Raw genomic sequence first — 22,732 nt, forward strand, 5'->3', positions numbered from 1 at the left:
CCGCCAAGGTTATGGGGGGGGGTTGGGGGGGGGGGGAGGGGCACCCCGGGCCCCCTAAAAAGGCCTGGTGGGTGCTCTCCCCCCCTCGGAAAGCCCCCCGACACGTCTGGCGTCCTCCATGTCGTGCGGAGGACTTGACCCACTGTGACCTGTGCCGCCGACTCCACGGGAGGGGTCTTTGGCGTTGTCACCCTGATAGGCGAAACGGGGCGCCGGGACCGCCCGGAAGCCGTCCCGATCACCCCTGAATCGCCTCTGAACCGCGCCTTGTTCGGGCTTGTCGCGCGCGGTGGAACTAGATGTGCCCGGCACCCGCCCCCGCGGCGTCCGCGTTGACACCGCGCTTGGTGAACAGCGCGACGAAGACCGCCACCGCGGCGACCCCGGCGGCGACGAGGCACGCCAGGCTCATCCCGGAGATGAAGGTGTCGTGGGCGACGCCCGTGATCTTCTCGGCGATCGCGGCCGGCGTGCCCTTCGGCACCGGTGCCACACCGCCCTGCACCGCTTCCGAGGCCTGGTCGAGCTGGGCCGGGGTGAGCGGCGGGAGCTTGGCGTCGGCCCAGTTGCCCGCGAAGTCGTTGTCGACCTTGGAGGCCATCACGGCGCCGAGCACCGCCGTACCGAGGCTGCCGCCGATCTGCATGGCCGCCTGCTGGAGGCCGCCGGCGACTCCGGAGAGCTCCATGGGCGCGTTGCCGACGATGACCTCGGTGGCGCCGACCATGACCGGGGCGAGGCCCAGGCCGAGGCCCGCGAACCAGATCGACATGACCAGGCTGCTGGTGCCGGTGTCCAGGGTGGACATCCCGAACATGGAGACGGCGGTGAGCGCCATGCCGCCGGCCAGCGGGATGCGCGGGCCCACCTTGGTGATGAGGGTGCCGGCCAGCGGCGAGCCCACGATCATCATTCCGGTCAGCGGCAGCAGATGCAGACCCGCGTCGACGGGGCTCATGCCGTGCACGTTCTGGAGATAGAAGGTGACGAAGAACAGTCCGCCGAGGAAGGCGATGGCCATCAGGACCATCAGCACCACACCGGCCGACAGCGGCACGGAGCGGAACAGGGCGAGCGGGATCAGCGGCTCCTTGACCCGCTTCTCCCAGAGGGCGAAGAGCACGAAGCCGACGATCGAGACGACCAGGAACGCCCAGGTCAGGCCGTCGCCCCAGCCCCACACCGGGGCCTTGATGAGGGCCCAGACCAGGCAGAACATGGCGGCGGACAGCAGCGCGATGCCGAGCAGGTCGAAGGAGCGCGGCGCGTTCGCGGCGCGGTGGTCGGTGAGGATGAGCACGCCCAGCACCAGCGCGAGGACGCCGACCGGGATGTTGATGAAGAAGACGGACTGCCAGCTGACGTGCTGGACCAGCAGACCGCCGAGGATCGGGCCGCCCGCGGTGGAGGCGCCGATCACCATGCCCCAGATGCCGATCGCCATGTTCAGCTTCTCGGCGGGGAACGTGGCCCGCAGCAGACCGAGCGCGGCCGGCATCAGCAGCGCGCCGAACAGACCCTGGAACACCCGGAAGGTGACCACCAGGGCGATGCTGTCGGACAGTCCGATGGCCGCCGAGGCCGCGGCGAAGCCGGTCACGCCGATGAGGAACGTCTGGCGGTGTCCGAACCGGTCACCGATCTTGCCCGCGGTGATCAGCGTGACCGCGAGGGCGAGGAAGTACCCGTTGGTGATCCACTGGACATCGCCGAAGCTCGCGCCCAGGTCCGCCTTGATGGTCGGGTTGGCGATCGCCACGATGGTGCCGTCGAGGGCGACCATCATCACGCCGACCGCGACGGTTATCAGGGTGAACCACGGATGGCCGCGCAGTCCCTTGGCCGGGGCCGGCCCCGGGGTGGCGGCCGGGGCCTTGTCGGCCGGTCCCGTCGCGTCGACGGTGGTCTGACTAGTCATGCTTTCGAGGTTAGTGACAGTCGCTGACAGTTGACAAACGAAATCACAAGTCGGTAACTGTCACATAACTCGGCCGTACGCTGAGCTGGGCGGAAGGCGAAAGAGGACCCCATGAACACAGCGTCACGACCGGGGCTGCGCGAGCGCAAGAAGCGGCGCACCCGGGATGCGTTGCTTCGTGCCGCCCTGGAACTGTTCACGACCAAGGGGTACGAGCAGACGACCGTCGACGAGATCGCCGAGGCCGTCGACGTCTCGCAACGCACGTTCTTCCGCTATTTCGCGGGCAAGGAGGAGGCCGCCTTCGCCGTCCAGGACATGACGGAGGCCCACTTCGTCCAGGCCCTGCGCGAGCGCCCGCCGCACGAGGCACCGCTGGAGGCGCTGCGCCGGGCCGTGCTGGAGGGCTGGGACACCATCGGAGAGGCGATCGAGGAGCTCGTCCCGATCGAGCTGTACATGCGCGCCTTCCGGATGATCGAGTCGACGCCCGTGCTGCTCGCCGCGTATCTTCGCCGTTCCGCCGACGTGGAGGGCGAGCTCGCCCGGCTGATCGCCGCGCGGGAGGGGCTCGACGTGGAGACGGATCCACGCCCGCGCATCGCGGTGGCCGCGTTCGGCGGGGTCATGCGGGTGACGGGCCGGCAGTGGGGCGCCGGGGAGGATTTCAGCGTCGAGTCGATCCGCGAGCTGACCGCCGCCTACCTCGACCATCTGGGGCCGGCACTGGCCGAGAAGTGGCGCCCTGAGGGGTGAGCGGGAGCCGTCCCGCCCGGCCTCACGGGATACGGAGAGTGAGGATCGCCCCGCCGAGAGGAGCCACCTCGGACGGTGACTTCTACCTCACACACCGTCACCTGTCCCACGAAACAGGGGTGGGCGTATGGGTACAGAGCGTCACTATTTATCTGAAATTGAGCCCGCTATGACCCAATTACCCCAACAGAAACGTGATCCGCCTCACTCGGTTAACGCGAGACACTTTCGTTCTTCTAGTGTGTCCTCTCAGTGACTTCCTTCGACTCCTCCCCCCAACTGAACGTCTGGCGCGCACTGCTCGCGCTGGCCGTGGTGTTCGTGATGCTGGCGACCACCGGCTGGACCGCGCTGCACAGCCACGGGGAGGACACGCCCCTCGAAGCGTCCCTCTCCAAGTGGGAGCACGGGACCGTGGACGGACACCGGCTGCCGGACCCCGACTCCACCCCCGCGCGCCTCGCGGGCTTCTTCGCCACGCTCGACGCCCACCAGCGCTCGCGCCTCGTCCACAACTATCCGCTCGCGGTCGGCAACATGAACGGCGCGCCGGTGAAGCTGCGCTACCAGGCGAACCGCATCGCGCTCGGCGAGCAGCGCAAGGTCGAGCTCAAGCGCGTGCACGACAACCGCCTCTCGTCCGCCGGACAGGACCAGGCGGCCCGCCGTATGCACCGCTACGAAGCCCTGATGCGCGGCAAGCGGCAGATCCTGGCCTTCGATCCCGAGGGCTCGGGCCGGGTCGCCGAGGTCTTCGGCGATCTGAGCAAGGCCGAGCGGGTCTCGGTCGTCGTACCGGGCGTCGACAGCGACCTGCTGACCTTCCAGCGCACCTACCGCAAGTACTCGGCACCCGTCGGCATGGGGCGTGCCCTGTACAAGGCCGAGCGGGCGGCGAGTCCCCGGACCCGTACCGCCGTGATCGCCTGGGCCGACTACACGGCGCCCAGCGGGCTCGGCATCGACTCGGCCACGGCCATGCGCGCCGTGGACGGCGCGGTCCGGCTCAACGCGCTGGTGCGCGCGCTGCCCGGCCGGGCGCCGATCGCGCTGTACTGCCACAGCTACGGCTCCGTGGTGTGCGGGGTCGCCGCGGACGACCTGCCGGAGCGGGTCTCCGACATCGCGGTCGCGGGCAGTCCCGGTATGCGGGCCGCCAACGCCGCGCATCTGCACACCTCGGCCCAGGTGTGGGCCATGCGGGACGCCACCGACTGGATCCAGGACGTACCGCATCTGGAGGTCGGGGGGCTCGGGCACGGCGCCGACCCGGTGTCCTCCGGATTCGGGGCGCGGGTCCTGTCGGCGGACGGCGCGGACGGACACGCGGGATATTTCGAACCGGGCACCGAGAGCCTGCTCAACTTCGCCGAGATCGGAGTTGGCGCATACCGCGCGGTGCACTGCGCCCACAAGGACGACACATGCCGGAAGGGTTTGTCCGCCACCACGGCGGCCGGACGCGCGTAGAGAACGAAGAACTGCGGTCTGCTCAGGGAGGCGACGGAGGGACGCGTGCCGCATACGATGAGCCGCATGGGTGACGTACTGGCCGGATTTCATGCCGCCTGGGAGTTCGAGTCCGACTCCGTGCTCATCCGCTTCGAGCGGGGGATCCGCACGCCGAAGCTCTTCCAGGCGCTCGGCGAACGCCGGGTTCCGCTGGAGGCGATCGCGGCGGTGACCCTGACTCAGGGGAAGCGGGGGACGGTCGTGCTGCACGCGCTGCCGCGACCGGGCGCCGATCCGCTGATGGAGGCGGCAGCGGGACAGCTCAAGGAAGGGTGCGATCCCTACCGGCTGGTGCTGCCTGCCGAGCGCGAGACCCTCGCCGAGTACTACGCCGACGAGCTGCGCAGTCAACTCTCCACGGACGGCTCGCCCGCCGAGCGGTATCTCGTGGCGCCGCCCGAGGCGCCCCAGCAGTTCAAGGCGTACGACGCGAAGGCGTCCTTCGACGGCAAGCGGGTGTCCTTCCGCTGGTTCTGGACCGGGGCCTCCTCCGCCAAGTGGAAGGCCGGCGACCAGAGCTTCCCGGTCGCCGGACTCAGCGGCGTCGAGTGGCGCTCCCCCGAGGTCTTCGAAGGCCATCTGCGGCTGCTGCACCGCGAGCCGGCCGCCCCGCAGCCCACCCAGGCCGACCAGGATCCGGCGGCCGTCGTCTTCGGGCTCGGCTACGGCCCGGTCCACGAGTCGCTGCCGTTCGCCGCGTCGGTGCTGGCCGCCGTCCGTGCCGCCGGCCCACTGGCCGTGGTCCCCGCGTCCGCCCCGCGCCGCGACCCCGCCGACATCGCCGACCGCATCCGCCACCTCGGTGAGCTGCACAAGGCGGGCCTGGTGACGGACGACGAGTTCACCATGAAGAAGGCGGAGCTGCTGGCGGAGCTCTGAGGCTCCGCCGGCAACTCCGCCGGTGCCCTGCCGGGCGCTGGAGCTACTCCCGGCCCGCCGAGGAGAACCTCATGTCCGCGTACCGGTCGCCCGCCACCTGGCCGGCGATGGGCTCGAGGAGCGCCAGCTCGTCGTCGGTGAGGACGATGCGGGTGGCCGCGGTGTTCTCCTCGGCGCGGGTGCGCTTGCGGGTGCCCGGGATCGGGACGACGGCGAGCCCGTGCACGGCGGCCCGCTGCTGCACCCAGGCCAGTGCGATCTGCCCCAGCGAGGCGCTGTGCGCGGCGGCGACGGTGCGCACCGGCTCCAGGAGCGCCGCGTTGACGGCCGCGTTGTCACCCGTGAAGCGCGGTTGCTGGCGCCGGAAGTCGTCCGAGGTCAGGTCCTTCTCGGCATTCGCGAAGGAACCGGTGAGGAAGCCCCGTCCGAGCGGCGAGTACGGGACGAGGCCCACCCCGAGCTCCTTGGCCGCCGGCACCACACCGGCCTCGATGTCCCGGCTGAAGAGCGACCACTCCGACTGCAGGGCCGCGATCGGGTGCACGCCCTGTGCGGCGCGCAGTTCGCCCGCGGTGACCTCGCTGAGCCCCAGGTGCTTGACCTTGCCCTCGCGCACCAGCTCCGCCATGACGCCGACGGTGTCCTCGATCGGGATGTTCACATCGCGCCGGTGCATGTAGTAGAGGTCGATCACGTCGACGTCCAGGCGCTTGAGGCTCGCCTCGACGGCCTGGCGGATGTACGGCGCGTCGTTGCGGATGACCCGCTTGGTGGGGTCGTCCGGCGGGATCGACAGGGCGAACTTCGTCGCGATGACGAGCTCGTCGCGGTGAGCCTTGAAGAACGGCGACAGGAACTCCTCGTTGTCGCCGTTGCCGTAGGCGTCCGCGGTGTCGTAGAGCGTGACGCCGAGTTCCAGCGCGCGCTCCAGGGTGGCCCGGGCCTCGCCGGCGTCCGTCGGGCCGTACGCGAAGCTCATGCCCATGCAGCCGAGGCCCTGTACGCCGACCTCCGGGCCCCCGGTGCCGAGCTCCACCTTCGCGATCCTGCTGTCCGTCATCGGGACCTCTCCGACGCCAGGGCACGCCCGGCGTCCGCATAGAAAGTGATCTTGTGGTCCAGTACGGCGAGCGTGTCCTGGAGCTCGGCGATCCGGGCTCGGACGTCCCGGCGGGTCGCCTCCAGCAGCTCGAACCGCTCGCCGTAGGTGTGATCGCCCTCGCGCACCAGCTCCGCGTACCGCACCATGTCGGCGACCGGCATGCCGGTGAGCCGCAGCTTGCCGACGAGGTTGAGCCAGTCCAGGTCGCGGTTGCTGTAGCGGCGCTGGCCGGTGTGCGAGCGGTCGATGTGGGACATCAGCCCGATCCGCTCGTACCAGCGCAGCGTGTGCGCGGTCAGGCCGGTGAAGGCGACGACCTCGCTGATCGTGTAGTTGTCCTGGCCGTCCGGGCGCGGATGCCGCTCCGGCGCCGCGGCGCAGACGTCCGTCCTGGTGCCGGTCTCGGCGTCCGTGGCCGTGGTCTCCATCACCGTCATGACCACCACGCTAAAACCTTGGAGTGCACTCCAAGCAAGCGGAATCCGCCGAAATTCCGACGACGTCACGCGGTCGGGGTGGTTACCGTGCGAATCATGAGCCTCGTACGCCGTGCCGTGCCCGCTGACGCGGGGGAACTGCTGCGTCTGCGGCAGGTGATGATCGACTCACTGTCCGGGCCGGACACCTCCGCCGAATGGCACGCGCAGTCCCTGCCGACAGTACGCCGCAGACTCGCCGATCCGGACGGCGGCTTCGCCGCGTTCGTGGTGGACCATCCGCAGCGACCGGGCGCGCTCGCTGCCCTGGTCGCCGGGACGGTCGAGTACCGCATCGGGCGCGCGGGCAACCCGCACGGCGCGGTCGGGCACGTGTTCAGCGTCGCCACCGATCCGGACGCGCGGCGCCGCGGTTACGCCCGCGCGTGCATGGAGGAGCTGCTCGGCTGGTTCCGTGAGCAGGGCGTCGCACAGGTCGACCTGAACGCGTCCGCAGAGGCCGAGCCGCTGTACGCCTCGCTCGGCTTCGTGCGCAAGCCCGACCCCTCGATGCGGCTGACCCTCCGCGCCACTTAGGCTCGTACGCATGTCCCTGCAGAGCCTGGCGTTGATCGAGAACTGGCCCGTTCCCACGACCGCCGCGGCCGTCGTCCGGGCGGACGGCACGGTGCTGGGGGCCCACGGCCCCGGCGGGCAGCGCTTCCCGCTCGCCTCCGTCACCAAGCCGCTCGCCGCGTACGCCGTCCTCGTCGCGTACGAGGAGGGGGCGGTGGAGCTCGACGAGCCGGCCGGCCCCAGCGGTTCGACCGTCCGTCATCTGCTCGCGCACACCTCCGGGCTCGCCTTCGACGAGCACCGGGTGACGTCCGCGCCCGGGGAGCGGCGGCTGTACTCCAACGCCGGGTTCGAGGTGCTCGGGGACCATGTCGCCAAGGCGACGGAGATCCCCTTCGGGGAGTATCTGCGGCAGGCGGTGCTCGAACCGCTGGGCATGTCCTCGACCGTGCTCGACGGGTCGCCCGCCAAGGACGGGGTGTCCAGCGTGGACGATCTGGTGCGGTTCGCGGCGGAGGTGCAGGCGCCTCGGCTGCTCGATCCGCGGACGGTGGCCGAGGCCATGACCGTCCAGTTCCCCGGTACGAAAGGGGTACTGCCGGGGTACGGCCACCAGAACCCCAACGACTGGGGGCTCGGCTTCGAGATCCGCGACTCCAAGTCGCCCCACTGGACCGGGAGTTCGTCCTCCGCACGGACCTTCGGGCACTTCGGGCAGTCGGGTACGTTCCTGTGGGTCGACCCCGTGGCCGGCGCCGCCTGCGTCGCCCTCACGGACCGGGCCTTCGGGCCCTGGGCCGTGGAGGCGTGGCCCGTTCTCACGGACGCGGTACTGACGGAGCTCGCCGGACGGGCTGGGAAATAGCCCCTCCGGCGGTTGAGGAGCGGGGTCCGGGGCGGAGCCCAGGGTCGGGACGGGCAGGGGCGGGACTCACGTCTCGGTCGTCATCTCCCAGAGGAGGAGTTCGGCCGGGGAGCCCGCTATGGCTTCGAGGTCCTTCGCCTCGGTGATGCGGGCCGCGTCCCCGGTCTCCAGTTCCTCGCCGTCCAGGCGGACTTCGCCGCGGACGACGTGGACGTACACGAACGGCGCGTCGGGGATCGCGGTGCGCTCGCCCGCGGTCAGACGGCGTACGTGGAGCATCGCGCCGGCCTCCGGGACGGCGTACGGCGTGGAGTCCGCGATGCCGTGCACGACCTCGTGGAGGGGGTCACCGCCGGGCTCCAGCGGGGCGAGCCACATCTGCACGAACACGAGCGGCTCCACACCGTCGTTCCGCTCCACGTGGCGGACCCCGGACGCCGCGCTGAGGCGCTGGACGTCACCGGCGCGGACCAGCGTCTCGTGGCCCGTGGAGTCGCGGTGGGTGAGCTCGCCCTCGACGACCCAGGTGACGATCTCGGTGTGGCTGTGCGGATGCTCGTCGAAGCCGGCGCCGGGCGCGAGCCGTTCCTCGTTGCACGCGATGACCGCAGCGAAGCGGAGGTTGTCGGGGTCGTAGTGGGGGCCGAAGGAGAAGGCGTGCAGGGATTCGATCCCGGCCGCCGGGTCCCCTCCGCGGTAGCGCTCGTCGGCGCGCCGTACGTCCATCACGGACCCACCGTAGACCCGTGGGCGCAGGGCTCAGGGACCCGGCGCGGCACGGTCCCGTCCGGATAAGGCAGTCTTGTCCCGTGCCCGAACCCGAAGCCAGCAACACCGCATCCCCCGCGCACGCCCCCCACTCGCACTCAGCGACCCTGAAGCGACTGGAGAAGTCGGCCGGAAGCCTCGCCGCGCAGGCCATCACGCGCATGGACGAGACGCTGCCGTGGTACCGGGCCATGCCACCCGAGAACCGGTCGTGGATCGGGCTGGTCGCCCAGGCCGGTATCGCCGCGTTCACCGAGTGGTTCCGGCACCCCGACGCGCCCCAGGCGATCTCCACCGATGTCTTCGGCACCGCTCCCCGCGAGCTGACCAGGGCGATCACGCTGCGTCAGACCGTCGAGATGGTGCGGACGACCATCGAGGTGATGGAGAGCGCGATCGACGAGGTCGCGGCACCGGGAGACGAATCCGTTCTGCGCGAGGCCCTGCTCGTGTACGCCCGCGAGATCGCCTTCGCCACCGCCCAGGTGTATGCCCAGGCGGCGGAGGCACGGGGTGCCTGGGACGCCCGGCTGGAGTCGCTCGTGGTGAACGCCGTGCTCTCCGGCGAGGCCGACGAGGGCGCCGTCAGCCGGGCCGCGGCCCTCGGCTGGAATTCGCCGGAGCATGTCTGCGTGGTGCTCGGTACGGCCCCCGACGGGGACAGCGAGCTGACGGTGGAGGCGATCCGCCGGGCCGCCCGGCACGCCAAGCTCCAGGTCCTCACCGGGGTGCTCGGCGACCGGCTCGTCGTCATCGCCGGCGGCAGCGACAATCCGCTCGCCGTCGCCAAGTCGCTGATCGGGCCGTATGCCGCCGGCGCGGTCGTCGCCGGGCCGATCGTGCCCGATCTGCTCGCGGCGACCCGGTCCGCGCAGGCCGCCGCGGCCGGTCTGAAGGCGTGTTTCGCCTGGCAGGACGCCCCGCGGCCGGTTCTGGCGGACGATCTGCTGCCGGAGCGAGCGATCGCCTCGGACCCTTCCGCGCGCGAGCAGTTGGTGGAGGAGATCTACAGACCGCTGGAGGAGGCCGGGTCCGCGCTCCTGGAGACCTTGAGCGTGTATCTGGAACAGGCGAGCAGTCTCGAAGGTGCGGCCCGGATGCTCTTCGTCCACCCCAACACCGTGCGCTACCGGCTCCGACGTGTGACAGACGTCACCGGCTGGTCGCCCTCGGATGTACGATCCGCGTTCACGCTGCGGATCGCGCTGATCCTGGGGCGTCTGGCCGATGGGGATCCCCAGGCCTAGGCTTTTGTCGGGGGTCTACAATTCCCCCTCCTGTTCTTCGTCCCTGTCCCCACGGGCGGTCGTGGCCGTCCACAAGAGAGAGTGTGAGAGTGCTCGTACTCGTCGCTCCCGGCCAGGGTGCTCAGACGCCCGGCTTCCTGACTCCTTGGCTCGACCTCCCCGGTGCTGCCGACCGCATCGCCGCGTGGTCGGACGCCATCGGGCTCGACCTTGCCCACTACGGCACGCAGGCCGACGCGGACGCGATCCGCGACACGGCGGTCGCCCAGCCCCTCCTGGTCGCGGCCGGACTGATGTCCGCGACCGCGCTCGGCGAGGTGGCACCCGGTGCCGTCGCCGGCCACAGCGTGGGTGAGTTCACCGCCGCCACGTTCGCCGGTGTGCTCACCGAGACGGACGCGCTGCGGCTCGTGCGGGGGCGGGGCCTGGCGATGGCCGAGGCCGCCGCCATCACACGGACCGGGATGTCGGCGCTGCTCGGCGGGGACCCCGCGACGACCGTGGCGCACCTGGAGAAGCTCGGCCTGACCCCGGCGAACGTGAACGGCGCGGGTCAGATCGTGGCCGCCGGTACCCTGGAGGAACTGGCCGCCCTGGAGGCGGACAAGCCCGAAGGCGTACGCCGTGTCGTGCCCCTGAAGGTCGCCGGCGCGTTCCACACCCGGCACATGGCTCCCGCCGTCGAGGCGCTGGCCGAGGCCGCCGAGGAGCTGACGCCCGCGGACCCGAAGGTCACGTACGTCTCGAACAAGGATGGACAGGCCGTCGCCACCGGTGCCGACGTCCTGGGGCGTCTCGTGGGCCAGGTCGCCAACCCGGTCCGCTGGGACCTGTGCATGGAGACCTTCAAGGAGCTCGGCGTGACCGCGCTGGTGGAGGTGTGCCCCGGCGGCACCCTGACCGGTCTGGCCAAGCGCGCGCTGCCCGGCGTCAGGACGCTGGCGCTGAAGACCCCCGACGACCTCGGCGCGGCTCGCGAGCTCATCGCCGAGCACAGCGCGGCATAAGGAGCTCGGAGAGCATGTCGAAGATCAAGGCAAGGAAGGGCGCCCCGTACGCGCGCATCCTGGGCGTGGGCGGCTACCGCCCGGTCCGGGTCGTGCCGAACGAGGTGATCCTCGAGACGATCGACTCGTCCGACGAGTGGATCCGTTCGCGCTCCGGCATCGAGACCCGCCACTGGGCCTCCGACGAGGAGACGGTCGCCGCGATGTCGATCGAGGCGTCGGGCAAGGCCATCGCGGACGCCGGGATCTCCGCCGAGCAGATCGGCGCCGTGGTGGTCGCCACCGTGTCGCACTTCAGCCAGACCCCGGCCATCGCCACCGAGATCGCCGACAAGCTCGGCACCGCCAAGGCCGCGGCCTTCGACATCTCGGCGGGCTGCGCCGGCTTCGGCTACGGCCTCACCCTCGCCAAGGGCATCATCGTCGAGGGTTCGGCTGAGTACGTGCTGGTCATCGGCGTGGAGCGGCTGTCCGACCTGACCGACCTGGAGGACCGCGCGACGGCCTTCCTGTTCGGTGACGGCGCGGGCGCGGTCGTGGTCGGCCCGTCCGACGAGCCGCACATCGGCCCGACCGTCTGGGGCTCCGAGGGCGACAAGGCCGGCACCATCAAGCAGACCGTGCCGTGGGACCGTTTCCGGATCGGTGACGTCTCCCAGCTGCCCCTGGACTCCAAGGGCGACATCAAGTTTCCCGCCATCACGCAGGAAGGCCAGGCGGTGTTCCGCTGGGCCGTCTTCGAGATGGCGAAGGTCGCGAAGGAGGCGCTGGACGCCGCCGGACTGACCGCGAACGACTTGGACGTCTTCATTCCCCACCAGGCCAACGAGCGGATCATCGACTCGATGGTGAAGACTCTGAAACTGCCGGAGCACGTCACGGTCGCCCGCGACGTGCGCACCACCGGCAACACCTCGGCCGCCTCGATTCCGCTCGCTATGGAGCGGCTTCTGGCGACCGGTGAGGCGAAGAGCGGCGACACCGCGCTCGTCATCGGCTTCGGGGCGGGTCTCGTGTACGCCGCCACGGTCGTTACCCTCCCCTAGGCACACCGTCCGGATCATCTCCGGCCGGAGTTCCGCCACACCCTCTGGATACATACCGAAGGAGCGCCTGACATGGCCGCCACTCAGGAAGAGATCGTCGAAGGTCTCGCCGAGATCGTGAACGAGATCGCCGGGATCCCCACCGAGGACGTCCAGCTGGACAAGTCCTTCACCGACGACCTGGACGTCGACTCGCTGTCCATGGTCGAGGTCGTCGTCGCCGCCGAAGAGCGCTTCGACGTCAAGATCCCCGACGACGACGTCAAGAACCTCAAGACCGTCGGCGACGCGACCTCCTACATCCTCAAGAACCAGGCCTGATCGCCCCCGATCACCTGGGCTGACTGCCCCGCCACCCGGCGGTGGCGCCGCTGAATCCTCGTATCCGTTGGAGAAAGAATTCCCGTGAGCCCGACCAATCGCACCGTGGTCGTCACCGGTATCGGCGCAACCACACCGCTGGGTGGCGACGCAGCCTCGACCTGGGAGGGCCTGATCGCCGGACGTTCCGGCGTCGGTCCCCTGGAGCAGGAGTGGGCCGCCGATCAGGCGGTCCGCATCGCTGCGCAGATCGCCGTGGAACCGGGCGAGGTCATCCCCCGCCCCCAGGCCCGCCGCCTCGACCGCTCGGCGCAGTTCGCGCTGATCGCGGCCAAGGAGGCCTGGGCCGACGCAGGCTTCACCGACAAGGCCGGTGAGGACACCAGCATCGACCCCGACCGGCTCGGTGCGGTCATCGCCTCCGGCATCGGCGGCGTGACCACCCTGCTCGACCAGTACGACGTGCTCAAGGAGAAGGGCGTACGCCGCGTCTCCCCGCACACCGTGCCGATGCTGATGCCCAACGGGCCGTCCGCCAACGTGGGCCTCGCCGTGGGCGCCCGCGCCGGTGTGCACACCCCGGTCTCCGCCTGCGCGTCGGGCGCCGAGGCCATCGGCTATGCGATCGAGATGATCCGCACCGGCCGCGCCGACGTCGTCGTCGCCGGTGGCACCGAAGCGGCCATCCACCCGCTGCCCATCGCCGCGTTCGGCAACATGATGGCGATGTCCAAGAACAACGACGACCCGCAGGGTGCCTCGCGCCCCTACGACGTCGCGCGGGACGGCTTCGTCCTCGGCGAGGGCGCCGGCGTCGTCGTCCTGGAGTCGGCCGAGCACGCCGCCAAGCGTGGCGTCCGGGTGTACGCGGAGGCGGTCGGCCAGGGCATCTCGGCCGACGCGCACGACATCGTGCAGCCGGAGCCCGAGGGCCGCGGCATCTCGCACGCCCTGCAGAACCTGCTCGACAACACCGATCTGAACCCGGCCGAGATCGTGCACGTCAACGCGCACGCCACCTCGACCCCGGCCGGTGACGTGGCCGAACTGAAGGCGCTGCGCAAGGTGTTCGGCGACGACGCCGACCACATGGCGGTCTCCGCGACCAAGTCGATGACCGGCCACCTGCTCGGTGGCGCCGGCGGTATCGAGTCCGTCGCGTGCGTCCTCGCCCTGTACCACCGGGTCGCGCCGCCGACCATCAACGTGGACAACCTCGACCCCGAGGCCGAGGCCGCCGCCGACATCGTGCGCGGTGAGGCGCGGAAGCTGCCCGTCGAGGGCCGCATCGCCGCGCTGAACGACTCGTTCGGCTTCGGCGGCCACAACGTGGTGCTGGCGTTCCGGAGCGTCTAGATCCGGACGTACGCGGTCGAGTTCCGGCCGTACCCGCGATACGCGCACGAAGGGCCCCCGCCATCAGGCGGGGGCCCTTCGGTTGTTTTTGACGGCGTGTCAGACGACCTGGTGGAGCCAGCGGACGGGTGCACCTTCGCCGGCGTACCGGAAGGGCTCCAGCTCGTCGTCCCACGGCTTGCCCAGCAGCTTGGCGAGTTCGGCCTCCAGGTCGGTCTCACCGCGCTGGGAGCGGACCAGTGCGGCGCGCAGCCGGTCCTCGGGGATCAGGATGTCGCCGTGAATGCCGGTGACGGCATGGAAGATGCCCAGGTCAGGGGTGCAGCTGTAGCGCTCGCCCTCGGCGGTGGGGCAGGGCTCGGCGGTGACTTCGAAGCGCAGCAGATGCCAGCCGCGCAGCGCCGAGGCGAGCTGGGAGGCGGTACCCGCCTCGCCCTTGAAGGAGAACTCGGAGCGCCAGGTGCCCGGCGCGGCCGGCTGCCGGATCCAGTCGAGGCTGACGCGCGTACCGAGTACGCCCGCGACTGCCCACTCGACGTGCGGGCACAGCGCGCGCGGCGCGGAGTGCACGTACAGAACTCCACGTGTCGTCACCGGGACCTCCGGGCAGAGCGGGACATCTTGTAACTTAGCGGAACGGCAGTGGCGGGGCGGCCACGGGGCGAGGCTACCGTGCGGCGGCGCAAGGAGTGTGACGTACCGTCGGTCCCAGCGCCGAGAAACACCGAGGTTTCACCCGGCGGGACGCGTGCCGGACTCCCGGCCGGGGTCCGGGGGCCGGCCTGCGGGGCGACCGGGCCACTCATGGGGACGCGGTGATGACCGAGCGTGTACGACGAACGAGGGGAACTGGGGATGCGGAAGCGGAGCCACCGTTCACGGACCGTCCTCGCCATCGCGGCGGCGACCGTCCTGGGCCTCGCGGGGTGCGATGCCTCCGGTGGTGACGCGCCGGCCCCCAAGGGCGCCGCGGCCAAGGCGCGTCCGTCTCCGAAGCCGACGCCCGCCTGGGACCGCAGCCCGCAGTCACTCGTCGCGGTGGGGGACTCCATCACCCGCGGGTTCGACGCGTGCGCGGTGCTGTCCGACTGCCCGGAGGTCTCGTGGGCGACCGGCAGCGACGCGCAGGTCAACAGCCTCGCGGTGCGGCTGCTCGGGACGAGCGGGGCTGCCGAGCGCAGTTGGAACTACGCGGTGACCGGCGCGCGGATGGCGGACCTGCCGGCCCAGATGGCACAGGCGGCGAGCCGGGAGCCGGATCTGGTGACGGTGATGGTGGGCGCCAACGACGCCTGCCGCTCCAGCGTTTCGGCGATGACCTCCGTGAGCTCCTTCCGCACCGGGTTCGAGGAGGCGATGGACACGCTGCGCGAGTCCCTGCCCAAGACCCAGGTGTATGTGTCGAGCGTGCCGGATCTGAAGCGGCTGTGGTCGCAGGGCCGCACCAACGCACTGGGCAAGCAGGTGTGGAAGCTGGGCATCTGCCCCTCGATGCTGGGTGATCCGGACGTGCTGAACTCGGCGGCGACGCTGCGGCGCGCCAAGGTGGAGAACCGGGTGGAGGCGTACAACAAGGTGCTGGAGGAGGTCTGCGCCAAGGACCGGCGGTGCCGCTTCGACGGCGGCGCGGTCTTCGACTACCGCTTCGGTACGGCGCAGTTGAGTCACTGGGACTGGTTCCACCCGAGCCGCAACGGTCAGGCGCGGCTCGCCGAGATCGCGTACCGGACGGTGACGGCGAAGAAGCCGGTCGTGTGAACGGCGGCGTGAGCGCGCGGCTCCCGGGGCCGGAGCGCCGCGTAGGGTCTCGATCATGCGCAGCGAACTCTTCGGCACCCTCCCCGACGGCACCCCGGTCCACCGCTGGACGCTGGAACGTTCCGGCGTACGGGTGCGGGTCCTGACGTACGGCGGGATCGTGCAGTCGGTCGAGATCCCGGAGCGATGGGAGTCCGCGGGGCCGGGCGACACCGCGGACGGAGGCACCGTGGACGTGGTGCTGGGCTGCCCGGACCTGGCGGGCTACCTCGCGCATCCGGAGCCGTACTTCGGCGCGCTGGTCGGGCGGTACGCGAACCGGATCGGGGGCGGCCGCTTCCCTTTGGACGGCCGCACGTACCACCTGGCGCAGAACAACGGGCCCAACTCCCTGCACGGCGGCGAGCGCGGCTTCGACAAGCGGGTGTGGGACGCGGAGCCGGTCGGACACGGGGTGCGTCTGACCCGGGTGAGCCCGCACGGCGAGGAGGGCTTCCCGGGCCGCCTCACGGTCGCCGCGACGTACACGCTGGACGCGAGCGGCGCGCTGCGGATCGCGTACGAGGCGGTGACGGACGCGCCGACGGTGGTGAACCTGACGAACCACACGTACTGGAACCTGAGCGGTTCCGGGAACGCGGGCGGGCACGAGCTGCGGATCGCCGCCGCGCGGCTGACGCCGGTGGACGCGGAGCAGATTCCGACCGGGGTGTTCGACGACGTGGCGGGCACGCGCTTCGACTTCCGGGCGGCGCGCAAGGTCGGTGCGGGCTACGACCACAACTTCGCGCTCGACAAGGGGCTGACGGCGAGCCCCGTCGAGGTCGCCGAGCTGTCCGACCCCGCGTCCGGGCGGGTGCTGTCCGTGGCGACCACCGAGCCCGGCCTCCAGCTGTACACCGCCGATCACCTCGACGGGACGGGCCCGTTCGCGCCCGGCGACGGCATCGCCCTGGAGACGCAGCACTTCCCCGACTCCCCGAACCGGCCGGAGTTCCCGAGCACCCGGCTGCGGCCGGGCGGGGTGTACAGGTCGGAGACGGTGTACGGCCTCTCCGTGCGGGACTTCGCGGTCTAGGAACTCCCAAGTGCGGACCGGGACTTGCGTCAGGCGCTCGCCCAGCCGCTTCGCCGAGGTCGGGCACGGCGCCCGGAAACCGAGCCCCGGCCCGGTTGTCAGGTTCCGGGCCGGGGCTGTCACGGGAGCGTGTGCCGGTTACGCCTCGATGATCGTGCGCAGCCGGCCGTCGGCAAGGGAACGCCCTGCCTGAACCTCGTACGAACCCTTCACATACGCCCACGACATGGCCGTCTCGTCCCAGACCTCGAAGGAGCGGCGCGGCAGCTCGACGACGGCCTCGACGCTCTCGCCGGGGCCGGCCTCGACGACCGCGAAGCCGGCCAGCCGACGGACCGGGCGTTCGGTGCCGGCCTCGGCGGGTGACAGATAGACCTGGACGACCTCGCGTCCGGCGCGCGCACCGGAGTTGCGCAGCCGGACCGTGACGGTCGTACCGGCGGCCTCGACGGACTCGTACGTCCAGTCGGTGTAGCCGAGGCCGTGCCCGAAGGCGTACGAGGGAGTCCTGCCCTGCTGCTGCCAGGCGCGGTAGCCGATGAACACGCCTTCGGTGTAGGCGAGTTCGCCGTCGGTCGGGGCCACTTCGGTGACCGGGGCGTCCGCCAGGGAACCCCAGGTCGTGGGCAGGCGACCGCCCGGCTCGTGGGTGCCGGTGAGGACGTCGGCGAGAGCCGCGCCGCCCTCCTGTCCGGGGAACCAGCTCAGGAGTACCGCGGCGACCTCGTCGCGCCACGGGAGTTCGACCGGGGAGCCGGAGTTGACGACCACCACGGTGTTCGGGTTCGCGGCGGCAACCGCGCGGACCAAGTCGTCCTGGCGGCCGGGGAGTTCGAGGTTGTTGCGGTCGAATCCCTCGGATTCGACGCGGTCGGTGGTGGCGACCACGACGACGACGGTGTCGGCCGCGCGGGCGACCTCGACAGCCTCGGCGATCAGCTCGTCGGGGTCGCGCTGCGGCTCCTGGTGGGCGAGCGAGAAGCCGACGACCTTCAGGGGGACGCCCGCGGGGAACTCGACCAGGTGGCGCAGCGACACCTCGTACGTCCGACCGGCCGTGAGGTCCACCCGGGCGCGCTCCACCGGGGCGCCGAAGAACGACACGAACGGGTCGTCCTTCTCGACGCGTTCCACGTCGTCGTAGTGGACCTCGCCGTCGAACGAGAACGTGAACGCGCCGAGACCCTTGATGCCGAAGGTGTGCGGGCCGCTCTCGCGCGGGGTGAAGGTGCCGGTCAGCTCGACGCTGTGCAGGGTGTCGTGGGTGACGCCCTCGGGGAGGTCGGAGCCCATCCACTGGATGTGCCCGTTGGGCGCGGTGCTGGTTCCGATGACGGTGCCCCGCGCGTCGCGGCAGACCGCGCGCAGCTCGAACCCCTTGTCGGCGACGGCGAGTTCCTCGTTCGGGTCGGCTCCCACGGCGTACCTCACACGGCCCTCGGGGAGGGCGGCGGTGAGACCGTCGAGGGGTGAGACGACCCGGGCGGGGAAGACGGTGGCGGAGCCGCCGCCGAGGACGCGGGCGTCGCGGGCGGCGGCGCCGATGAGGGCGACCGTGTGCCCCTCGGGCAGCGGGAGGGCACCCTCGTTGCGCGCGAGGACGAAGGAGCGGCGGGCGATCTCGCGGGCCAGGGCCGCGCCGTCGACGGGGGCGGGCGGGTCGCTGACGACCGGCTCGGCGCCCGCCAGGATGCCGACGCGGGCGGCGAGGCGCAGGACCCGGCGTACGGCGTCGTCGACCGTGGACTCCTCGACCCGGCCGTCCCGTACGGCCTGCGCGAGCGGCTCGCCGTACACGGTCCGGGGGCCGGGCATCGCGACGTCGAGGCCGCCCTCGATCGCGCCGGTGGTGGAGCGGGCGGCCATCCAGTCGGAGACGTTGAAGCCGTCGAAGCCCCATTCGCCGCGCAGGACCTCGTTCACGAGGTGGTGGTGCTCGGTCATGGTGGTGCCGTTGACCGTGTTGTAGGCGGTCATGATGCCCCAGGGGCGGGCGCCTTCGACGATGGCCTCGAAGGGGGCCAGGTAGAGCTCGCGCAGGGCGCGTGCGGAGATCAGGTTGTTCACGGTGAAGCGGTCGGTCTCGGCGTCGTTGGCGACGAAGTGCTTGACGGTGGTGCCGACGCCGCCGGACTGGACGCCCGCCACGTAACCCGTGCCGATCCGGCCGGTGAGGAACGGGTCCTCGCTGTACGCCTCGAAGTGCCGGCCGCCGAGCGGGGAGCGGTGCAGGTTGACGGTGGGCGCGAGGAGGACGTGGACTCCCTTGCGGCGGGCCTCCTGGGCGAGGAGGACGCCGGCGCGGCGGGCCAGGTTCGGGTCCCAGGTGGCGGCGAGCGCGGTCGGGGACGGCAGGGCGACGGACGGGTCGTCGGAGGTCCAGCGGACGCCGCGGACGCCGATCGGGCCGTCGGACATGACCAGGGACTCCAGTCCGATCCCGGGGAGCGCGGGCAGGGTCCACATGTCCTGCCCGGACAGCAGGCGCGCCTTGTCGTCCAGGCCGAGCCGGCCGAGGGCCGCCTCGACGACCGCCTCGCGGGCCCGGTCCGCCGCGCCGGCGCTTCCGGCCGCGCTCCCGGCCTGTGTCTCCGTTGCCTCTGCTGTCTCCGTTGTCTCCGCCACGGCGGAACCTCCTCGTTGAAGTCCAGGGACGGCTCCATCCTGCACCCGGCACCTGTTGCGCGGTAGGTTTCGTTATTTTGGCGTTACATTCGGATGGGGCGGGTGTCGTACGGTGACGCCATGACGATCAGGACCAGGAGCGAGGAGCGGCGCGCGGAGATCGTGCGGGCGGCCCTGGAGGTCATCGCCGAGCGCGGCTACCGGGGCGCGAGCCTGGCGGCGGTCGCCGAGCGGGTGGGGCTGACCCAGCAGGGGCTGCTGCACCACTTCCCCTCCAAGGAGGCGCTGCTGGTCGCCGTCCTCAAGGAACGCGACCAGTGGGACGCGGTGCCGGACAGCCGGTGGCGGCTCGATCTGCTGGGCTCACTCGTGGAGTACAACGCGATGCGGCCGGGGATCGTGCAGACCTTCTCCGCGCTGCTCGGGGAGAGCGTCACCGAGGGCCACCCGGCGCGCGAGTTCTTCACCCGGCGCTATGGCGCCGTACGAGCGAGCATGGCGGCCGTGCTGCGGGCCGAGTACGGGGAGCGGCTGCCGAGCGGACTCACGCCGGAGCGTGCCGCTCCGCTGCTCGTGGCGGTGATGGACGGGCTCCAGTACCAGTGGCTGCTGGACCCCGAGTCGGTGGACATGCCCGGCGCGTTCCGGGACTTCCTCACCCTGCTGGGCGAACGGTCGGGCCCGGGCGAGGGCTGAAGTTCCCCCCGCCCGGGCCCGGAAGAGGCCGGGTATCAGACCGGGGGCGCCACGGCGGCGACGACCTCGATCTCGATGAGGGCGTCCGGCCTGAAGAGCCGGGACGCCTCGAAGGTCATGCTGGTGGGGGCGGTCCCGGTGAGGAACTCCCGTCGTACGGCGCCGTATTCGGGGAGCTTGTCGATGTCCGTCAGATACGTGCGGATGTTGATGATGTCGGCGAGGGTCGCCCCGTGCGCCGCGAGCAGGGCCTCGACGGTCTCGAAGACGCCGCGGCTCTGAGTGGCGAGGTCCGGGCCGTCGGCCACCTGGCCGGAGAGGTACAACAGCGCGCCGCCGCCGGGGAGTTCGACCCGGGCGACCTGGGAGTAGTAGGCGTTGGCGGGCTGGGGCGCGGAGGCCGGACTGTCGAGCGTTATCTGCATCGCGTTCCTTTTGATGGGCGCGGGTTTTCTCGCGGACGCGGGTTTTTTCCCGGACGCGGGTTCTTTTCGCGGACGCGGGTTCTTTTCGCGGGGCGCGGTTCTTCGCGGAGGCGGTTTTCGGGCGCGCTTCTTCGCGGGACCGGTTCCCCGCCGGCCCGGTTCCCCGCGGGCCCGGTTCCCCGCGGGCCCGGTTCCCCGCGGGCCCGGTTCCCCGCGGGCCCGGTTCCCCGCGGGCCCCTTCTCCCCTGGGCGCGTTTTCGTGGGCCGGGGTCAGGCCGAGCGGCGCATGTGGGCGGCGGCCTTGGCGATGTCCTCGTGGGCGACGGCCGGGTCGGCGGCGGCGCGTCGGTACTGCTCCCGTACCGCCTCCATGACCGGGAGCCGGGCGGTCCGGGTCGCCAGGTCGGCGTCCTTCACGGCAAGCGAGGTGTCGAAGTGCACGCCCTCCGCGAAGGCGCGGCGGACGGCACCGCCGAGCGGGCCGTTGGCCAGCGTGGTGCGCGCGGTGTCCTCGTCGATGCCGAGGGAGTCCGCGAGGGCCATGGCCTCCGCGACGAGGGCGACCCCGCCGACCACGGCGGCGTTGACGACGACCTTGAGCGCGGCGCCGGAGCCGAGCGGGCCGGTGCGGGTGACCTTGCCGAAGCGGGCCAGCACATGTTCGACGCCGGCCACGTCGCCGCCCGCGAGGATGCCGAGCTCTCCGGCCGCGGCCTTGTCCGTGCTGCCCGCCACGGGTGCGTCGACGAGTGTCACGCCGTCCTTGAGCCGGGCGGCGAGTTCCTTGACCGCGTCCGGGCCGACGGTCGACATCTCCACCCAGGTGGTGCCCGGGCGCAGCTCCCCGACGATGGCGTCCGCGACCGTGGCGACGGCCGCCGGGTCGGCCAGCATCGTGATCACCACGTCCGCGTCCCGCACCGCCTCGGCCGGGGAGTCGGCGAGCGTGGCGCCCTCGGCGACCAGCTGCTCCGCCTTCGCGGGCGTACGGTTCCAGACCGTCAACGGGTGTGCTGTGCCGATGAGTTGGCGGGCCATCGCCGCGCCCATGTGTCCGAGTCCGAGGAAGGCGATCTTCTCTGTACCGGGCTTGCCCGACGGGGTCGCGTCGATCTTTTCCATACGTCGACGCTAAGTCCGGTGCGGCAATGCGGCAAGCGAGTGTCTAGCATCGGAGCCATGCTGGGTTCGCATGACAATCCGACGGACGACACGGCGGCACTCCCGGGTCGCGCGGTGGGGACAGCGGGCGCCGGGGCCGGCACGGCACGGGGTGCGCGTGGCGATGGGGCGGCCGGGAGCGCGGCTGCCGGAGGCGCGCCCGACCTCGCGACCGCCTGGCTGCGGGTGTTCCTGGACGTCGCCCGGCACGGCTCCTTCACCGTGGCCGCGCGGACGCTCGGCTGGACCCAGTCGGCGGTGTCGCGGCAGATCGCCTCGCTGGAGGCCGCCCTCGGCGGGGCGCCGCTCTTCGACCGGCTGCCCCGGGGCGTACGGCTGACGGAGGCGGGCCGGGTTCTCGTGCCGCACGCCGAGGCGGTGGTCGAGCGACTGCACGGCGCCAACCGGGAACTGGCCGCCCTGCGCCGGGCGACGGGCGGCCAGCTGCGCGTGGGCGCCTTCGCGACCGCCGACGCGGCCCTCGTACCGCGGGCGATCTCCATGTTCCGCGACCGCCATCCCGGCGTCCGGCTCACGCGCGAGGAGGGGCTCACCCCGGCGCTGCTGAAGCGGCTGGCCGCCGACCACCTCGATCTGGCGATCGTCTCGACGACGAGCGGCGCGGCGCTGGACGCCTGCACCCTGCACCACCTCCTCGACGAGTCCCTGTACGTGGCCGTGCCGCTCGGCCATCAGCTGGCCGCCGAACCCTTCGTCCGGTTCCCCCAACTCGCCGACGCCGACTGGATATCCGGCAGCTCCCGCCCCGAGGGAACCCTGCTCGACGCGGTGCTGCGGCACGGTCTGCGGCCGCGCGTCGCGCATGTCGTCGCCGAGTGGACCGCCAAGCAGGGGTACGTCGCCGCCGGGCTCGGGGTGACCCTGGTCCCGACGCTCGCCACCGACTCCGTACGACCGGACATCGCACTGGTCCGGGTGCTCGACGAGGGCGCGCCGGCGCGTGCGGTGTACGCGGCGACGCCGCGCGGGCGCGCCCTGACGCCGGCGGCCCGGGCGTTCCTGGGGGCGTTGCGGGAGGCGGCCGCCAAGATCCCCACGTAAGCCACAGGCCAGGTCAGGTCGCCGTGCTCCACGTGAGCGACCCGTCACCGGCCCCCGCGTAAGAAACACGCGTCCCCGTCACCGGCCCCCGCGTAAGGAACACGCGTCCCCGTCCGCACCACTGGCCACGCACCATGGCGTGCGTCCCGTCCGTCACG

At 71.6% G+C, this 22,732-nt stretch carries 22 protein-coding genes; 14 read left to right on the forward strand and 8 right to left on the reverse strand.

The genetic code is table 11. The features are described from left to right. Positions 1-295: 295 nt before the first annotated feature. Positions 296-1,918 (reverse strand): MFS transporter, encoded by a 1,623-nt coding sequence (locus ACFWM2_RS23225; protein ID WP_383282999.1) that lies wholly within the window; start codon positions 1,916-1,918, stop codon positions 296-298. A gap of 111 nt (positions 1,919-2,029) precedes the next feature. Here ACFWM2_RS23225 and ACFWM2_RS23230 point away from each other — a divergent pair, with 111 nt between their 5' ends. The 3 genes from ACFWM2_RS23230 to ACFWM2_RS23240 all read left to right on the forward strand — a co-directional run bounded on the left by ACFWM2_RS23230 (position 2,030) and on the right by ACFWM2_RS23240 (position 5,065). Next, complete coding sequence (locus ACFWM2_RS23230; RefSeq protein WP_383283001.1) at positions 2,030-2,674, forward strand: TetR family transcriptional regulator; 645 nt, start codon at positions 2,030-2,032, stop codon at positions 2,672-2,674. Positions 2,675-2,926: 252 nt separating this feature from the next. After that, positions 2,927-4,144: an alpha/beta hydrolase gene (locus tag ACFWM2_RS23235; RefSeq protein ID WP_383283003.1), complete on the forward strand. Its 1,218-nt coding sequence runs from the start codon at positions 2,927-2,929 to the stop codon at positions 4,142-4,144. 66 nt (positions 4,145-4,210) lie between these two features. After that, positions 4,211-5,065, forward strand: coding sequence for a DUF4429 domain-containing protein (locus ACFWM2_RS23240; RefSeq protein WP_383283006.1), 855 nt, complete (start codon positions 4,211-4,213; stop codon positions 5,063-5,065). 43 nt (positions 5,066-5,108) lie between these two features. Here the strand turns inward: ACFWM2_RS23240 and ACFWM2_RS23245 are convergent, their stop codons facing one another. Both ACFWM2_RS23245 and ACFWM2_RS23250 read right to left on the reverse strand, forming a co-directional pair. Then, positions 5,109-6,125, reverse strand: coding sequence for an aldo/keto reductase (locus ACFWM2_RS23245; protein WP_383283008.1), 1,017 nt, complete (start codon positions 6,123-6,125; stop codon positions 5,109-5,111). Beyond that, positions 6,122-6,604 (reverse strand): MerR family transcriptional regulator, encoded by a 483-nt coding sequence (locus tag ACFWM2_RS23250; RefSeq protein WP_383283011.1) that lies wholly within the window; start codon positions 6,602-6,604, stop codon positions 6,122-6,124. Before ACFWM2_RS23250 ends, ACFWM2_RS23245 begins: the two co-directional genes overlap by 4 nt. A 96-nt stretch (positions 6,605-6,700) precedes the next feature. Here ACFWM2_RS23250 and ACFWM2_RS23255 point away from each other — a divergent pair, with 96 nt between their 5' ends. Then, complete coding sequence (locus tag ACFWM2_RS23255; protein ID WP_383283014.1) at positions 6,701-7,180, forward strand: GNAT family N-acetyltransferase; 480 nt, start codon at positions 6,701-6,703, stop codon at positions 7,178-7,180. A 10-nt stretch (positions 7,181-7,190) separates the two neighbouring features. Then, a complete protein-coding gene (locus tag ACFWM2_RS23260) occupies positions 7,191-8,024 on the forward strand; it encodes a serine hydrolase domain-containing protein (RefSeq protein ID WP_383283017.1) in 834 nt (277 codons plus the stop codon). 66 nt (positions 8,025-8,090) lie between these two features. Here ACFWM2_RS23260 and ACFWM2_RS23265 read toward each other — a convergent pair whose 3' ends face one another. Beyond that, a complete protein-coding gene (locus ACFWM2_RS23265; protein WP_383283019.1) occupies positions 8,091-8,753 on the reverse strand; it encodes a pirin family protein in 663 nt (220 codons plus the stop codon). Between the two features lie 80 nt (positions 8,754-8,833). On the opposite strand from ACFWM2_RS23265, the gene fasR reads away from it, so the two are divergent. The 5 genes from fasR (at position 8,834) to fabF (ending at position 13,769) form a co-directional block, all read left to right on the forward strand. Beyond that, entirely contained in the window at positions 8,834-10,039 is a 1,206-nt protein-coding gene (fasR, locus tag ACFWM2_RS23270; protein WP_383283022.1) for a fatty acid biosynthesis transcriptional regulator FasR, read from the forward strand. 89 nt (positions 10,040-10,128) lie between these two features. Further along, positions 10,129-11,046, forward strand: coding sequence for an ACP S-malonyltransferase (locus tag ACFWM2_RS23275; RefSeq protein WP_383283025.1), 918 nt, complete (start codon positions 10,129-10,131; stop codon positions 11,044-11,046). A gap of 14 nt (positions 11,047-11,060) precedes the next feature. Next, the gene (locus tag ACFWM2_RS23280) at positions 11,061-12,092 is read left to right on the forward strand and encodes a ketoacyl-ACP synthase III (protein WP_383283027.1); all 1,032 of its coding nucleotides are present in this window, start codon (positions 11,061-11,063) and stop codon (positions 12,090-12,092) included. Between the two features lie 72 nt (positions 12,093-12,164). Continuing rightward, positions 12,165-12,413 (forward strand): acyl carrier protein, encoded by a 249-nt coding sequence (locus ACFWM2_RS23285; RefSeq protein WP_081217104.1) that lies wholly within the window; start codon positions 12,165-12,167, stop codon positions 12,411-12,413. A gap of 84 nt (positions 12,414-12,497) precedes the next feature. Beyond that, positions 12,498-13,769, forward strand: coding sequence for a beta-ketoacyl-ACP synthase II (fabF, locus tag ACFWM2_RS23290; RefSeq protein ID WP_383283030.1), 1,272 nt, complete (start codon positions 12,498-12,500; stop codon positions 13,767-13,769). A gap of 99 nt (positions 13,770-13,868) precedes the next feature. On the opposite strand, the gene ACFWM2_RS23295 is transcribed toward fabF, so the two are convergent. After that, a complete protein-coding gene (locus ACFWM2_RS23295; RefSeq protein ID WP_383283033.1) occupies positions 13,869-14,363 on the reverse strand; it encodes a DUF3145 domain-containing protein in 495 nt (164 codons plus the stop codon). A gap of 261 nt (positions 14,364-14,624) precedes the next feature. On the opposite strand from ACFWM2_RS23295, the gene ACFWM2_RS23300 reads away from it, so the two are divergent. Then, a complete protein-coding gene (locus ACFWM2_RS23300) occupies positions 14,625-15,527 on the forward strand; it encodes an SGNH/GDSL hydrolase family protein (protein ID WP_383283036.1) in 903 nt (300 codons plus the stop codon). A gap of 55 nt (positions 15,528-15,582) precedes the next feature. Further along, positions 15,583-16,605, forward strand: coding sequence for an aldose epimerase family protein (locus ACFWM2_RS23305; RefSeq protein ID WP_383283039.1), 1,023 nt, complete (start codon positions 15,583-15,585; stop codon positions 16,603-16,605). A 138-nt stretch (positions 16,606-16,743) separates the two neighbouring features. Here the strand turns inward: ACFWM2_RS23305 and ACFWM2_RS23310 are convergent, their stop codons facing one another. Continuing rightward, positions 16,744-19,230: a glycoside hydrolase family 3 protein gene (locus tag ACFWM2_RS23310; protein WP_383283042.1), complete on the reverse strand. Its 2,487-nt coding sequence runs from the start codon at positions 19,228-19,230 to the stop codon at positions 16,744-16,746. 102 nt (positions 19,231-19,332) lie between these two features. Here ACFWM2_RS23310 and ACFWM2_RS23315 point away from each other — a divergent pair, with 102 nt between their 5' ends. Beyond that, complete coding sequence (locus ACFWM2_RS23315) at positions 19,333-19,926, forward strand: TetR/AcrR family transcriptional regulator (RefSeq protein ID WP_383283045.1); 594 nt, start codon at positions 19,333-19,335, stop codon at positions 19,924-19,926. Positions 19,927-19,961: 35 nt separating this feature from the next. Here the strand turns inward: ACFWM2_RS23315 and ACFWM2_RS23320 are convergent, their stop codons facing one another. Both ACFWM2_RS23320 and ACFWM2_RS23325 read right to left on the reverse strand, forming a co-directional pair. Next, entirely contained in the window at positions 19,962-20,351 is a 390-nt protein-coding gene (locus ACFWM2_RS23320) for a RidA family protein (RefSeq protein ID WP_383283048.1), read from the reverse strand. Between the two features lie 270 nt (positions 20,352-20,621). Then, entirely contained in the window at positions 20,622-21,473 is an 852-nt protein-coding gene (locus ACFWM2_RS23325; RefSeq protein WP_383283050.1) for an NAD(P)-dependent oxidoreductase, read from the reverse strand. A gap of 57 nt (positions 21,474-21,530) precedes the next feature. Between ACFWM2_RS23325 and ACFWM2_RS23330 the strand changes: the two genes are divergently transcribed. After that, entirely contained in the window at positions 21,531-22,574 is a 1,044-nt protein-coding gene (locus ACFWM2_RS23330) for a LysR family transcriptional regulator (protein ID WP_383283053.1), read from the forward strand. The last annotated feature ends 158 nt before the right edge of the window (positions 22,575-22,732 follow it).

It is taken from the genome of Streptomyces sp. NPDC058371 (genome assembly GCF_042723265.1).
GTDB lineage: Bacteria > Actinomycetota > Actinomycetes > Streptomycetales > Streptomycetaceae > Streptomyces.